Source organism: Rhodanobacter sp. FW510-R10 (assembly GCF_058781105.1).
The window spans coordinates 3,131,089-3,145,075 of record NZ_JBYSWL010000001.1; the positions used below are offsets into that span (position 1 = coordinate 3,131,089).

General features: G+C 65.9%; 16 protein-coding genes. 5 read left to right on the forward strand and 11 right to left on the reverse strand.

What is annotated here, in order from left to right; all coding sequences use genetic code 11:
- Positions 1-34: 34 nt before the first annotated feature.
- Positions 35-1,096 carry an RNA polymerase-binding protein DksA gene (dksA, locus tag AC3WJB_RS13610; RefSeq protein ID WP_492683209.1) on the reverse strand — a complete coding sequence of 354 codons (1,062 nt, stop codon included), beginning with the start codon at positions 1,094-1,096 and terminating at the stop codon, positions 35-37.
- Here dksA and AC3WJB_RS13615 point away from each other — a divergent pair.
- From AC3WJB_RS13615 to AC3WJB_RS13625, 3 genes are all read left to right on the forward strand, one after another.
- Positions 978-1,364 (forward strand): hypothetical protein, encoded by a 387-nt coding sequence (locus AC3WJB_RS13615; RefSeq protein ID WP_492683235.1) that lies wholly within the window; start codon positions 978-980, stop codon positions 1,362-1,364. The genes dksA and AC3WJB_RS13615 overlap by 119 nt on opposite strands.
- A gap of 104 nt (positions 1,365-1,468) precedes the next feature.
- Positions 1,469-1,711 (forward strand): membrane protein insertion efficiency factor YidD, encoded by a 243-nt coding sequence (gene yidD / locus AC3WJB_RS13620; RefSeq protein ID WP_492682416.1) that lies wholly within the window; start codon positions 1,469-1,471, stop codon positions 1,709-1,711.
- Positions 1,701-3,038, forward strand: coding sequence for a dihydroorotase (locus AC3WJB_RS13625; RefSeq protein WP_492682418.1), 1,338 nt, complete (start codon positions 1,701-1,703; stop codon positions 3,036-3,038). Before yidD ends, AC3WJB_RS13625 begins: the two co-directional genes overlap by 11 nt.
- A 54-nt stretch (positions 3,039-3,092) precedes the next feature.
- On the opposite strand, the gene folE2 is transcribed toward AC3WJB_RS13625, so the two are convergent.
- The 6 genes from folE2 to efp form a co-directional block, all read right to left on the reverse strand.
- Positions 3,093-4,034 (reverse strand): GTP cyclohydrolase FolE2, encoded by a 942-nt coding sequence (folE2, locus tag AC3WJB_RS13630; RefSeq protein ID WP_492682420.1) that lies wholly within the window; start codon positions 4,032-4,034, stop codon positions 3,093-3,095.
- 69 nt (positions 4,035-4,103) lie between these two features.
- On the reverse strand, positions 4,104-5,030 hold the full coding sequence (locus AC3WJB_RS13635) for a squalene/phytoene synthase family protein (protein ID WP_492682422.1): 927 nt from the start codon (positions 5,028-5,030) through the stop codon (positions 4,104-4,106).
- Positions 5,027-5,707, reverse strand: coding sequence for an HAD family hydrolase (locus AC3WJB_RS13640; protein WP_492683211.1), 681 nt, complete (start codon positions 5,705-5,707; stop codon positions 5,027-5,029). The genes AC3WJB_RS13635 and AC3WJB_RS13640 overlap by 4 nt, the downstream gene beginning before the upstream one ends.
- Before the next feature lie 2 nt (positions 5,708-5,709).
- Entirely contained in the window at positions 5,710-6,417 is a 708-nt protein-coding gene (gene ubiG / locus AC3WJB_RS13645; protein WP_492682424.1) for a bifunctional 2-polyprenyl-6-hydroxyphenol methylase/3-demethylubiquinol 3-O-methyltransferase UbiG, read from the reverse strand.
- Between the two features lie 87 nt (positions 6,418-6,504).
- Positions 6,505-7,836 carry a TRZ/ATZ family hydrolase gene (locus AC3WJB_RS13650; protein ID WP_492682426.1) on the reverse strand — a complete coding sequence of 444 codons (1,332 nt, stop codon included), beginning with the start codon at positions 7,834-7,836 and terminating at the stop codon, positions 6,505-6,507.
- An 82-nt stretch (positions 7,837-7,918) separates the two neighbouring features.
- On the reverse strand, positions 7,919-8,485 hold the full coding sequence (efp, locus tag AC3WJB_RS13655) for an elongation factor P (RefSeq protein WP_492682428.1): 567 nt from the start codon (positions 8,483-8,485) through the stop codon (positions 7,919-7,921).
- A gap of 101 nt (positions 8,486-8,586) precedes the next feature.
- On the opposite strand from efp, the gene epmB reads away from it, so the two are divergent.
- Both epmB and AC3WJB_RS13665 read left to right on the forward strand, forming a co-directional pair.
- A complete protein-coding gene (gene epmB, locus AC3WJB_RS13660; protein ID WP_492682430.1) occupies positions 8,587-9,609 on the forward strand; it encodes an EF-P beta-lysylation protein EpmB in 1,023 nt (340 codons plus the stop codon).
- 133 nt (positions 9,610-9,742) lie between these two features.
- Positions 9,743-11,803 carry an EAL domain-containing response regulator gene (locus AC3WJB_RS13665; RefSeq protein ID WP_492682432.1) on the forward strand — a complete coding sequence of 687 codons (2,061 nt, stop codon included), beginning with the start codon at positions 9,743-9,745 and terminating at the stop codon, positions 11,801-11,803.
- A 62-nt stretch (positions 11,804-11,865) separates the two neighbouring features.
- Here the strand turns inward: AC3WJB_RS13665 and rplS are convergent, their stop codons facing one another.
- The 4 genes from rplS to rpsP all read right to left on the reverse strand — a co-directional run bounded on the left by rplS (position 11,866) and on the right by rpsP (position 13,925).
- Positions 11,866-12,261 carry a 50S ribosomal protein L19 gene (gene rplS, locus AC3WJB_RS13670; protein WP_492682434.1) on the reverse strand — a complete coding sequence of 132 codons (396 nt, stop codon included), beginning with the start codon at positions 12,259-12,261 and terminating at the stop codon, positions 11,866-11,868.
- A gap of 94 nt (positions 12,262-12,355) precedes the next feature.
- Positions 12,356-13,117, reverse strand: a complete 762-nt coding sequence (trmD, locus tag AC3WJB_RS13675) for a tRNA (guanosine(37)-N1)-methyltransferase TrmD (RefSeq protein ID WP_492682436.1) — start codon at positions 13,115-13,117, stop codon at positions 12,356-12,358.
- Positions 13,118-13,150: 33 nt separating this feature from the next.
- Positions 13,151-13,663, reverse strand: coding sequence for a ribosome maturation factor RimM (gene rimM / locus AC3WJB_RS13680; RefSeq protein ID WP_492682438.1), 513 nt, complete (start codon positions 13,661-13,663; stop codon positions 13,151-13,153).
- Positions 13,664-13,667: 4 nt separating this feature from the next.
- Positions 13,668-13,925 (reverse strand): 30S ribosomal protein S16, encoded by a 258-nt coding sequence (gene rpsP, locus AC3WJB_RS13685; RefSeq protein WP_492683213.1) that lies wholly within the window; start codon positions 13,923-13,925, stop codon positions 13,668-13,670.
- Positions 13,926-13,987: the final 62 nt, after the last annotated feature.

A 13,987-nucleotide genomic window follows, 5' to 3' on the forward strand; every position in this document is an offset into this window, starting at 1 on the left:
CCGAAAAAAGACGTCAGGCGAAGCCGTGGACGATTCAGTCGCCCATCTGCTTTTGCAGATGCTCGCGACGCTCCTGGGCATCGAGCGACAGCGTGGCAATCGGCCGCGCATCGAGGCGCTCGATGCCGATTTCCTCATCGGTTTCCTCGCAGAAACCGTAGGTGCCGTCCTCGATGCGACGCAGTGCCTTGTCGATCTTGGCGATCAACTTGCGATAACGGTCGCGCGTACGCAGCTCGAGCGAGTTTTCCGTCTCGCGCGTGGCGCGCTCGGCTTCGTCGCCCACATCGCGGACTTCTTCACGCAAGTTGTCCATGGTCTGCCGCGATTCCTCCACCAGCTGCGCACGCCAGCTACGCAGCTTGTTGCGGAAATACGCGAGCTGACGCGGATTCATGTACTCCTCTTTGGCCCCGGGTACATAACCGCGCGGCAATTCAATCGTGCTGGTGGCAGGCAGGGCGTAGCGCCCATCCTCGCGGGTGACGCCATTGTCCAGGTTGGTTACCGCACTTTTATTCATCGAGTCTGAAGAATTCTTGGAATGTTTGTGGGAGACGACTGGAGCAGCCGCCTTGGGTTGTCGCGTAGTCACCATGGCCGTGGCGCTGGCAATCCGTCCCTTGAAGCTCGGCGAACCCGGCGCATTGGTGACCGCCGCCTTGCGCACCGGAATGACAGGCGCATGTGTCGGATGGGCCGACACGTGGGCTGCCCCAGCGGACGTTTTCCTGTGTCCGCCGTGCTGCGTTGCCGCTGGTGCGTGGCTACCGGCTGACTTGCCGTGTCGCGCCACTGCCAGCTTGCGTTGGTTCTTTGCCGCGCTCGGCCGCGCCGCGGTGGCCTTGCCGCGGACAGGTGTCGCTGCCGGCTTGCGCGCGGCCGCCTTGGCCGCACCCACTTTGCCGGGCTTGTGGACAGCGGCCGCCTTGGCCGCAGCCGGCGCACGCCTGCTGATCTTGGCGACTGTCGTCGGCTTGGTGACGGTCGACGTCTTTTTCACGCCGGAAGCCTTTTTCGCGCCCGATGTCGTCCCCGGCTTGGCCGACGCCACATTCCGTGCAGCCTTGGCCGGGTTACCGGCCGACTTGCGCACCGGCTTGGCCACCCGTACCGGTGAAGCCTTCGCGGCCGTTTTCTTCACTACGGCCCTTACGGCAGGTCTGGTTGCCCGGGTCGCCGTCGGCTTCTTCACCGGCTTGCCACCCTTGGCCGTCGACGCAGCCGCCGACTTGGCCCGGGCCGCCGTGCTGCCAGACCCACTGGATTTTCCTTTCGTCTGCACTTTGTCAGGGCTCAAACGACCATTGTTCTTCGCCATATCCTCATCACCATGCATTGGCCGCGGCGGTCGGGTTTTATAACCCATGTGTTCTGTACCAGCAAGCGCACATCTGGAATACTTGTGGGGATCTCCACCTGAAAACTTGCCCGGCCGGTAAACCCGTTGACACGATTGATACTGTGGATGCTGAATTTATACAAGCGCCTGCTCAGTCCGCTGCTGGGGCCACGTTGCCGCTTCCATCCTAGCTGCTCCGAGTACGCCCGGATCGCGGTGACGCGATTTGGGCCTTGGCGCGGTTCCCTGCTGGCGCTGTGGCGTGTGCTGCGCTGCCAGCCCCTGTGCGATGGCGGCAACGATCCAGTCCCCGACACCTTCCACTTTCCCTCTTGCCGCTGCCCAGGAGCATCGCCGCATGGCCACTGACTGGCTGATCAAGAACGCCGAGCTGATCAATGAAGGACGGCGTTTCCAGGCCGACCTGCGGATACACGCCGGACACATCGAAGCGATTGGCGGCGACCTCCCGGCACGCGGCGGCGAGACGGTGCTCGATGCCGGCGGCATGTGGCTGCTGCCTGGCATGATCGACGACCATGTGCACTTCCGCGAACCAGGCTTGAGCCACAAGGCCGACACCGCGCACGAGACCCGTGCCTGTGCGGCCGGCGGCATCACCTCGTACATGGACATGCCCAACACCAAGCCGCCGACCCTCGATCGTGTCACGCTCGAGGCCAAGTATGCACATGCCGCCGATGATGCGGTCGTGAACTACGCCTACCACCTGGGCATGCGCAACAACGACCTGGCCGCCGTCAGGCAAGTCGACCCGCTGGCCACGCCGGCAGTCAAGGTGTTCATGGGGGCGTCGACGGGGAACATGCTGGTGGACGATCTGGCCACGCTGGAGGCGATCTTCCGCGAATGCCCGGTGCCGATCATCACCCATTGCGAAGACACGCCGATGATCGAGGCCGCGCTGGCCGCGGCGCACCATCGCTATGGCGAGGACATCCCGGCACGCGAGCATCCGCATATCCGTTCCCGCGAGGCTTGCCTCAAGTCCACCACCCTCGCCGTGGCCCTGGCCCGCAAACACGGCGCCCGGCTGCACGTGCCGCATGTCTCCACCGCCGACGAGCTGGCCTTGTTCGAACCGGGCCCAATGGCCGGCAAGCAGATCACGGCAGAAACCTGCGTGCACTACCTGCAGTTCGACGAGCGCGATTACGGTCGGCTGGGCTTCCGCATCAAGTGCAACCCGGCCATCAAGTCCGCCACCGACCGCGAGGCGCTCGTTGCCGCGCTCGCCGACGGCCGCATCGACATCCTCGCCACCGACCATGCGCCGCATCTGCTGGAGGAAAAGGCCCAACCTTACGATGCCGCGCCTTCGGGCCTGCCGCTGGTGCAGTTCGCGCTGCAGATCGGCCTGCAGCGCGTGGCCGAAGGCAAGCTGAGCCTCGAGCGCCTGGTCGAGACGGCCTGCCATGCGCCGGCGCTGCGCTTCGACGTCAAGCGCCGCGGCTACCTGCGTGAAGGCTACGCCGCCGACCTGGTGCTCGTCGACCCGCGTCGGCCGTACACCGTGACCCGTGCGCAGGTGCTGTCCAAATGCGGCTGGTCGCCGCTCGAAGGCCAGCGCTTCGATACCTCGATCGCCAGCACCTTCGTCAACGGCGAGCGGGTCTGGGACGGCAGCCGCATCGATGAGCGGGTTCGCGGACAAAGGCTGGAATTTGCCCGCTGACGGCGCGGGAGCGGCGGCTGGGAGCTAGGCGGTGGGAAGCCGCCCGGGCGGCTTCTACCGCCCACGCTCCTGGGCCGCAGGCACGTTCTTGCGGGCATAGGCCACCGCATCGTGGGGATGCAGACTTTCACGGTGCTCCACGCGAATACGGAAATCCGCCAGTTCCGTGTCGACATCCAACGCCAGGCGAATGCGCCGCGCGGCATCTTCGCAGAACATCAGGTTCGATCCGTTCGCCAAGGCAAACGCCTGCTCGTCCTCGCGCTTGACCGCCGTCTGCACTGGCGTGCCCAGCGCCCGCTCCACCGCATCCAGCACCCGCAACAAGTGCAGTTCGCCGCCAGTCACCGGGCTCACGCACACCTGGGCGGTGCTGCGTTGCGCATGGGGCGTGGCGACGATGCCCTGCTCGCTGCCCAGCCAGGCGAGCACCGCCGCCCGGTCCAGCGGCGCGCCGGCGGCAAAATCCCGGGCAAACTGGTCCTGGATCATCTGCCGCGACAACGCAGCCGATGCCGGGCAGGTGGAGGAATACATCACCTCCGTGGTGAGCTGCACGGCAAACGCGCCATCCACCAGGCTCGCCTCAATCAACACGGGATAGGCACGCCAGCCGCTGTGCCGGCTGCGCAGGGCAGTCCGGCGCACCAGTTGTTCAAACTGCACGGTGACCCGCGCTCCGTCGGCCAGGCCGGCCTGGGACTGGATGAAGCTCTGCAGCAGCGTGCGCAGGGTCGTCGTCCCGAGTTGGGTCTCGGCCAGCGCCTGTTGCACCTGCAGATACAGGCGTGACATGTGGATGCCCCGCTGCGTCGGCTGTTGCAGGTTGACGAAGGCACCAACCCGGGCACTGGTGCGCTGCGCCTCGCCGTCGCCGGCGTCGAAGACCACCGGCACCTGGATGTCGGCCATGCCGACCCAGTCCAGCGTGCCACCGAGCTGGGTATGCACGGCAACGTCCGGCAGCAGACGCACGACATTTTCCTGTTTCAACATGCTTCCATCCCAATGACCACCACGACACCGCCCTCCCATGCGCTGAACTGGGGGCCGATCAGCCCGCCCTCAATGGTGCGCGCCATCGGGGCCCAATGCGCCAACCGCGTCGGTAGCGGCATCATCGTAGCCATGTGCATCCGGATCGGCGCGCTGCCAGGCCATCGCCGCGCGCCAGACCAGCAGGGTATCCCACAGGCCCGTCCGCGCAGGAACCACCGCCAGTGCCGCTTGACTGTCCCCCGCCGCCAGGGCGTGTGCGACCGATTGCCTGGCCTCGCGCCATTGCACCGCGCGAAACACACTGAGCGGCCCGGGCAATCCGGTGCTCTCAACCAGGCTGCGACGCAGATCCCGCAGCTGGTCCCTGACCGCCTCGACCAGCGCCGGGCCACCCTGGCGCAATTGCTCGCGGTTCAGGCCATGCTGTGCCAGGCGTGCCATGGGCAACGGCAGACAATCACGGTCCGCGTCCTCGGCCAGCCCGCGCAGCGCCTGCAGCAGATGGCTGAGCACGGCCACCCGGGTCGCGCGCTGCGCGCTCGCATGGCTGCCATACCACCACTGCGTCTCCAGCGTGGCCAGCGCGCCATGCAGCGCGCCGGCCGCCTCCAGTTGCGCGGGAAAATCCGCCGCCGTACCACGTCCCAGTTGCGCCAAGGCCGCCTGGGCCGGCGCGACCCAGGTTGACACGGCGATACCGCGCGCATGCCGGTCGGCAAACAACAACTCGGTGAGCGGGTGATGGCCGCCACTGGCCGGGGCCGCCGACAATTCCTCGACCCACCATTGCAACTTGATTGCGACCACTTGCGGCTCACGGGCACCATAGGCCGCATCGAGCATTTCCTGCTCCAGCGCCTGCAATGCATAGTGCGCGGCATACCGCGTGCGGTCGACGAAGTTCACCGCCGTACGCTGCTGCGGATGCGCCTGCAGCCACTTGTCGACGCGTCCCTGCAGCTCATCCGACCAGGCCTGCGGCTCATCGGTCATGTCGGCACCGCCTCGAGGCGTAGCCACTCGCTCAACTGTGCCGGCGAATCGCACACGACATCGGCACCCCAGCGCCGCGGGTCACCGCCATCCAGATAGCCCCAGGCGGCCGCCACGGTGGTCAGCCCGGCACGCATGCCGGCCTGGATGTCGCGCTGGTCGTCGCCGACGAAGACCGTCTCTGCGGCCGCGATGCCGGCCTGGCGGCAGGCCAGCAACACCGGCGCCGGGTCCGGCTTCTTCACCGGCAAGGTGTCGCCGGCGACCACGGCAGCCGCGCGTTCGGCCCAGCCAATGCGGCGCAGCAACTCGTGGGTGAGGAAGCCGGCCTTGTTGGTGACGATGCCCCACGCCCATCCGCGCGTTTCGATGCCTTCAAGCAACTGCTCCACGCCGGCAAAGGCGCAGGTATGCTCGGCCATGACCTCTTCGTAGATTTCCAGGTAACGCGGCAGCAGTGCCGCCAGCCCCGGCTCACCGCGAGAGGCAAAGGCGCAGCGCAGCACCGCGGTGGCGCCACGCGAAACCACGGCGCGGACCATGGCATACGGCGGTGCGGCCACGCCCTCCTCGACGCACTGGATCCCAAGTGCCGCATACAGGTCCGGCGCGCTGTCCAGCAAAGTGCCATCCAGGTCAAACAGCACGCCGCGAAACGGAGGAGACGCCACGGTCATGCTCATGCCGGCTTGCGCGCGCTGAGCAGGTAGTTGACGCCGGTGTAGCGGCTTTGCCAGGCCTTGCGCCGCCATGGGTCATAAGCCACGCCGGAAACGTCCTCGGCCTGCAGCCCTGCGGCGCGCAGGAGGCGCGCCAGCTCGGACGGTCGCAGGAACTGCGCATAGTGATGGGTGCCGCGTGGCAGCAGGCGCAGCACGTATTCAGCGCCCAGGATTGCCGCGCCGAAGGCGGCCGGCGTGCGGTTGAGCGTGGACATGAAGAGCCAGCCGCCCGGCTTGAGCAGCTTGCCCAGGTCGCGCACCAGCGCGGCGGCATCTGGCACATGTTCGACGAGTTCCATGCAGCACACCGCATCGAACGTGGCCGCTTCGGCGGCGGCCAGGTCCGCCGACGACTGCACCCGGTAATCCACCTGCAGGTTGGATTCGTGCAGGTGCAGGCGCGCCACCTCGATGACCTGGGTGGACAGGTCGATCGCGGTCACCGCGGCCCCGGCGCGCGCCAGCGCCTCACTCAGCAAGCCGCCGCCGCAGCCGACATCGGCCACGCGCGCACCGCGCAGCTCGATGCGTGCCTGGATATAGGCCAGGCGCACGGGATTGAGATCGTGCAACGGCCGCGACTCGCCGTCGGCATCCCACCAGCGCGAGGCAAGCGCATCGAAATGCGCGATTTCGCGCGAACTGACATTGGCGACCTCGGACATCGGTTCGTACTCCTCCGTGCGCGCAGTTTATCGCGTGCCTGTTGCTGTCGTTCCTGGGCGTGGACCTGGGTGTCGTCGCGGCACACCTCAGCTGGCCGCGATGCGCTCTCGCCAAGCCCTGGCCCGGGACAAGACCGCGTCCAGGTCGAAGTCCTGCAACTCACCCTGCGCGAGCCGCCGGCGACCAGCCACCCACACGTCGCTGACCTGGTGGCGGCCCGCGGCATACACCAGTTGCGAGAGCACGTGGTACAGCGGCTGTGTTTCCGGATCCGACAGACGCACGGCAGTCAGGTCCGCCTGCTTGCCGACCTCGATCGAGCCGATCTCGGTCTCCCGACCCAGTGTCTTCGCCCCGTTAAGGGTCGCTGCACGCAATGCCTGCGCCGCGTCGCACGTCGCCGCGTCGCCGGCCACCGCCTTCGCCACCAGTGCCGCCGTGCGCATTTCGCCGAACATGTCCAGGTCGTTGTTCGAAGCGCAGCCATCGGTACCCAGGGCGACGATGACACCGGCATCGTGCAGCTTCGCCCACGGACAAAAGCCCGAGGCGAGCTTCAGGTTCGATTCCACGCAGTGCACCACCGAGGTCCCGGCCGCGGCGCAGGCCACGATCTCGCCCTCGCTCAGTTGGGTCATGTGTACCGCGATCAGCCGGTCGTTGACCAGGCCAAGCTTCTGCAGGCGCTGGAATGGGCGCAGCCCACTGGCCGCCTTGCCGTCCTCAACCTCGCGCACGGTCTCGTGCAGGTGCATGTGCACCGGAATGTCGAGCTGGTCCGACAACACGCGGATGCGCTCGAAGCCGGCATCGGACACGCTGTACGGGGCATGCGGGGCAAACGCGGTGCGGATCAGTGGACTGCCGCGGAAGCTGTCGTGCACGTCGGTGGCGCGCGCGAAGTACTCGTCCTGGGTCGCCGCCCACACGGTCGGCAAGTCGATGATCGGCAGCCCGACCGTGGCGCGGAAACCCAGGCGCTGACACACCGCGCCTGTGACATCGGGAAAGAAGTACATGTCGTTGGCGCAGGTGGTGCCGCCACGCAGCATTTCCGCGACCGCGAGCTCGGTGCCGTCGCGCACGAACTCGGCGCCCATTGCCCGCGCCTCCGCCGGCCAGATGTGCTGTTGCAGCCATTCCTGCAGCGGTAGGTCGTCAGCCAGTCCGCGCAGCAGGGTCATTGCGGCGTGCGTATGGCAGTTGACCAGGCCTGGGATCAAGGCGTGATCCGGCAGTTGTACGGTCTGCCGCGGCGCGTAAGCGAGGCGTGCCGCCGCTACCGGCATGATGCCGACGATGGCCCCGGCCTGCACCGCGACGGCATGCTCCTCCAGCACCACCGCATGCGGCTCCACCGGCACCAGCCAACGCGGCTCGATCAGCAAGTCGACGGCTTGCGCCGAAGGCGGATTCATCGCGGCCCGTCCAGCGTTCCCGGCGCGGTCGAGGAGTCCGCTGTCACGACGAACAGACAGGCAAGGCAGCCTCACCAGGCATTCATTTCACCCGACTGACGTATTCGCCGGAGCGGGTGTCGACGCGGATGACCTCGTCCTGGTTGACGAACAGCGGCACGCGCACCGTCGCGCCCGTCTCCAACTTGGCCGGCTTCCCGCCGCCACCCGAGGTATCGCCACGCAGGCCCGGATCGGTCTCCACGATCTTGAGCTCGACGAAATTGGGCGGCTGCACGACGATCGGGCGCCCGTTCCACAGCGTCACCACGCAGTCCTCTTCACCCTTCAGCCACTTGGCCGCCTCGCCCGCCGCGGCCTTGTCGGCCTGGAACTGCTCGAACGTGTCCGGCTGCATGAAGTGCCAGAATTCCCCGTCGCTGTACAGGTATTGCATGTTGGTGTCGAGCACGTCCGCGCCCTCGAACGACTCGCTCGCCTTCAGAGTCTTTTCCACCGTGCGGCCGTTGAGCAGGTTGCGGATGCGGATGCGGGTAAATGCCTGACCCTTGCCGGGCTTGATGAACTCGGCCTCGACGACCGTGTACGGATCGCCATCAACGATGATCTTCACGCCGTTCTTGACGTCATTGAGACCATAGCTCGCCATACAGTAGAACTCCGGAGTAGCCGGTCGGCCCGATCCATGTGGCGGCCAATCAGCAGTTAAAATGGGGGTCGCCCGATGCAACACAAAAAGGCAGGCTGTCCATGATAACTGCTACCCCAGCGCCGCGCACCACGCCGGACAGTCCGCAGCCCTTGGCGGACTGGCGCGCGCTGTGGCGCGATGCCATCACCGATGCCCACGAGCTCCTGGCCCTGCTCGACCTGAGCCATCTGGCCGACGAGTTGCCAGCAGCCGATGCCGGCTTCCGCCTGCGCGTGCCGCGTGGCTTCGTGAAGCGCATGCGCCGCGGTGACCGGTACGACCCACTGCTGCTGCAGGTGCTGCCGCAACTGGCCGAGCTGGAGGCGGTACCTGGTTTCGTGCGCGATGCCGTGGGCGATCTCGACGCCCGTGCTGCATCCGGTGTGCTGCACAAGTACCAGGGCCGGGCCCTGCTGATCGCCAGCGGCGCCTGCGCCATCAACTGCCGCTATTGCTTCCGCCGGCATTTTCCCTATGCCGAGGAGCTGGCCGCCGCCCAGCAGTGGCGCGAGGCACTGGCCTATTTGCGCCACGAGGAGTCGATCAGTGAATTGATCCTCTCGGGCGGCGACCCGTTGGCGCTCAGCACCGCCAAGCTCGCCGAGTTGAGCGCCGGCCTGGCCGACATTGCCCATGTGCGCCGGATTCGCATCCACTCCCGACTGCCAGTGGTCCTGCCCGAGCGCATCGAGGACAGCCTGCTGGCCTGGCTCGACGACCTGCCACAACAAAAGGTGGTGGTGCTGCACGCCAACCACGCCAATGAATTCGACCACGACGTGGACGCGGCATGTGCGCGATTGCGGGCCAGCGGCGCCACCTTGCTCAACCAGTCGGTGCTGCTGCGCGGCATCAACGACGACGAGGAAGCGCTGGCGGCGCTGTCCGAGCGCATGTTTGCCGCCGGCGTGTTGCCGTATTACCTGCACCAGTTGGACCGCGTCCAGGGCACGGCCCACTTCGAGGTGAGCGACGCGCGTGCCACGGCGCTCATCGAGGCGCTGCGCGCCCGGCTGCCCGGCTACCTGGTGCCGCGACTGGTGCGCGAGGTGCCAGGGGATGCCGGCAAGCGGCCGCTGTGAGCGGGGGTCCCGGAGCCTCGGGACAGTCAGCACTGCTGGCGCACTTCGGCAAAATCCGCTACATGTGAGCACCGGTTGGCCGCTGCGCGGGCCACGCAAACGACATCGAGACTGACGGACAGCTCGCCACGGCATGAAAAACGATTACGTCATCAAGGTCCTCTTCATCGAGAACTCGGTGGAAGAGGCCGAGCAGATCATCAGCCAGCTGCGCAATTCGGGCATTGCCGTGCGTCCGGCGCGGGCAACCAACGCCGAGCAGTTGGAGGCCGCGATCAACGAGCTGGAACCGGACATCGTCATGTTCGATCCAAACGTCGCCGGCCTCAGCATCACTGACGTATTGACCACGATGGACACCTCGGGCCGCGACTATTCGCTGCTTGGCCTGATCAACAAGCTCGACAACGACATGATCACCAACCTGTTCGTGGGCGGGGCCCGTGGCGTCGCCTCGCGCAGCAGCCCGCGGCAGCTCATCTCCGTGCTTTCGCGCGAATTCGAGGCCCTGCAGACCCGGCGCAAGGTGCGCAGCCTGGAAGCATCGTTGCGCGAGTCGGAGCGGCGCTGCGACGCCCTGCTTGATTCGTCTACCGATGCCATCGCCTATGTGCACGAGGGCATGCATGTGCGGGCCAACCAGGCCTACCTGGACACCTTTGGCTATGCCAGCTTCGACGACCTGATGGGCGTGCCGGTGCTGGACATGATCGATCCCGGCCACGCCGACGAGTTCAAGGCCCTGTTGCGCGGCCATGCCCGACAGGAACGGCTGACGGCGCATACCACGCTGCATGCCCGGCGGGCCGACGGCAGCCATTTCGACGCCACGGTCGAGTTCGCGGCGGCGACATTCGAGGGCGAGCCTTGCCTGCAGATCGTCTTCCGCCAGCAGGAACTTGATCCAGCCCTGCTGCAGCAATTGCAGCACGATGCCGTCACCGGCCTGCTCAACCGCACACGCATCTTGGAGCGCATCGACGACGCCGTAGGCGCCGCGGCCAAGGGCAAGAAGGGCCAGGCTCTGTTGCTGGTGGAACCCGACAACTGGGCCTCCGCCGTGACCGGCATCGGCATGGGCAAGACTGATGAGTTGCTGGCCAGCTTTGCCGAACGCGTGCGCTCCCTGCTGGGATCCGATGACGTGGCCGGCATGCTCGGCGACCACACCGTCGGCGTTGTCCTGGATTCACGCCAGGACAACGCCATCCGGGAATGGATCGAGCAGTTGCAGAAAAGTGTCAGCAGTGAAATCTTCGACGCCGGCACGCGCTCCATCACCGTCACCACCAGCATCGGCGGCAGCCTGCTGGGTGAGAAGAACGCCAACACCGAGCTGCTGCTCAACCAGGCCAGCCAGGCTCTGCGCAACGCGCAGAACCTCGGTGGCGGCAACGTCGAGCTGCACGACCCGGCCGCGCGCGAGAAGGCCGACGACGAGCGCGACAAATACTGGCTGGCCCTGCTGCGCAAGGCGCTGGTCGACGACGGCCTGATGCTGTATCACCAGCAGACGATCAGCCTGCAGGATGTGGATGGTGATTATTCGGAGATCCTGCTGCGCATGAACGGTCCGCAGGGCACGGTGTTGCCGGGTTTCTTCATGCCGCTGGCGGAGAAGCACGGCTTGAACGCAGCGGTCGACCGCTGGGTACTGGAGCGCACCATCAACGCCTTGCGGGCGCGCGACGCGCAAGGCCAGAAGACCACCTACTTCGTCAAGCTGACGGCGACCTCGTTGGAGGATGCCTCGCTGTTGCCGTGGCTCGGCGCACAAATGCAGAAGGCGGCGCTCAAGCACGGGCGCCTGGTGCTGGAGATGACCGAAAGCAAGGTCATGACCTTGCTGCGGCCAGCCCAGCAATTCGTCAACGCCTGGAAACAACTCGGTGGGCAATTTGCCCTGGAGCAATTCGGCTCGGGGCTGAACTCGTTCCACTTGCTCAACCACATCGACGCCGACTATCTGAAGATCGACCGCAGCTACGTCGCGGACCTGCCGACGCATCCTGAGAACCAAAAGAAGATCGCCGAGATTTGCCAGCAGGCACGCGAGCTGAAGCGCATGACGATTGCCGAGTGGGTCGAAGACGCCACCAGTACCTCGCTGCTGTTTTCCTGCAATGTGGATTTCGTGCAGGGCAACTTCCTGCAGGAACCGCAGCTGCTACCGCCGCCACCCGCCTACCGCTGAGCGTCATCCGCCACGCTTTGCGTTTGTGGGAGTCCTGGCGGACCCCCACACCCGACCAAGACCTACTTCGTTGCAGCGGCGGCCTTGTGCTTGGCCTTGGCCACCGCAGCCGCGGCGACGTCTTCCTTGATACGGGCGGCTTTGCCTTCCAGGCTACGCAGGAAGTACAGCTTGGCGCCGCGCACCTTGCCGTGGCGCTTGACGGTGAGCGATTCGACGGCCGGGCTGTGGGTCTGGAACACGCGCTCCACGCCGGTGCCGTGCGACATCTTGCGCACAGTGAAGGCGGAATGCAGCCCGCGGCTACGCTTGGCGATGCACACCCCTTCGAACGCCTGTATGCGCTCGCGATTGCCTTCTGTCACTTTGACATTGACCACCACGGTGTCACCGGGGGAAAACTCCGGCAGCTCACGCTTGATCTGCTCGGCTTCGAACTGTTCGATGATCTTGTTCATGACAACCTCGGTGGTTTGATATCGGGTATTTCTTGCGTGTACTTTTGCGATCATCCTTGATCGCGAAGATCAAGAGTGGCCATCCATGGCCGCACTATTTAATTTTTCCGTCACCAACCTTCGCGTGATTCAGACGGAAAGCGGCGAGGAGGGCTTGCGACTCGGCGTCCAGGTCCTGGCCGGCCAGCAAGTCCGGACGGCGCAACCATGTCCGGCCCAGCGCCTGCTGTCGCCGCCAACGCGCAATCGCAGCATGGTCGCCCGACATCAACACCTCGGGTACCGAACCCCACGCGTCATGCACCGGCTTCGCATAATGTGGGCAATCGAGCAGCCCGTCGGAAAACGAATCCTCGCGTGCCGAACGCGCGTCATTCAACGCGCCTTCCTGCAAACGTCCTACCGCGTCGATGATCACGGCCGCTGCCAGCTCACCGCCCGAAAGGACATAATCGCCAATGGACACCTCCTCGTCCACCGCATGCGCCAGCAACCGCTCGTCGACTCCCTCGTACCGCCCGCACAACAAAGTGAGTCGCGGCAAACCAGCCAGCGCCACCACCTTGTCCTGCGTGAGCCGCGCTCCCTGCGGGCTCAGATACACCACATGCGCGGGTTCCGGCGCAACTTCACGCACTGCCGCCAGCGCCGCCCGCAACGGCTCGATCATCATCACCATGCCGGGGCCACCACCGTATGAGGTGGCATCCACCGTGCGGTGCGGGTCATGCGTATAGTCCCGCGGGTTCCAGGTGTAAACCTGCAGCAAGCCGCGCTTTTGTGCCCGACCCACCACGCCAACCGAAACACATTCCCGGACCAGTCCGGGAAACAAGGTGACCACATCGATGCGCATGATTCCGATCCCGCTGGCGCTGCGTCGTGGTGGTCAGAAATCCGGATCCCAATCCACCAGGATGCGCTGGGTGGCCAAATCCACCGACTTCACCACCGGCCCTTGCGCAAACGGAATCAGCCGTTCCCGTTCGCCGTCACGCACCACCAGTACATCGTTCGCGCCGGTGGCAAACAAGTGGCTGACCCGGCCCAATGCATGGCCTTCCAGCGTATAGACCGCCAAACCCTCCAAATCCGTCCAGTAATACTCGTTGACTGCGGCTGGCGGCAGCGCCGCCCGCGCCACGTAGATGTCCCGCCCGACCAGCGCAGCCGCCTGCTCGCGTGACCCGATGCCCGGAAACTGGGCCACCACGCCCTTGCCCTGGACGCGACCGGTGACACCGGCAATGCTGATCACCTCGCTTGGAGCTGCCTCCAGCAACCACGGCTGATACGCGAAAATGCCCAGGCGCGGCTCGGTCCACGATTCGATCTTGAGCCAGCCATGCACGCCATACAGACCGACGATGCGCCCGACCAGGACGCGCCGGTCGGCCGTCATCGCGTCAGGCGGCCGGCTGCAGCTTGGCCTGCTCCTTGACCAGTGCCGCGACCTTGTCGCTCATCTGCGCGCCCTTGGCGACCCAGGCATTGACGCGCTCGATATCGAGCTCCATGCGCCGGTCCTTGCCGGCCGCGACCGGGTTGTAATAGCCCACGTTTTCAATGTTGCGCCCGTCACGCTTGCTGCGCTGATCGGCCACGACGACGTGATAAAAAGGGCGCCCTTTGGCGCCGCTGCGCGAAAGACGAATCTTGACCATGGTTAACCACTCCAGATGTGCCGAACCGCCGGCAGGCGCGCGCTGCGCGCGCAGTAAACGCG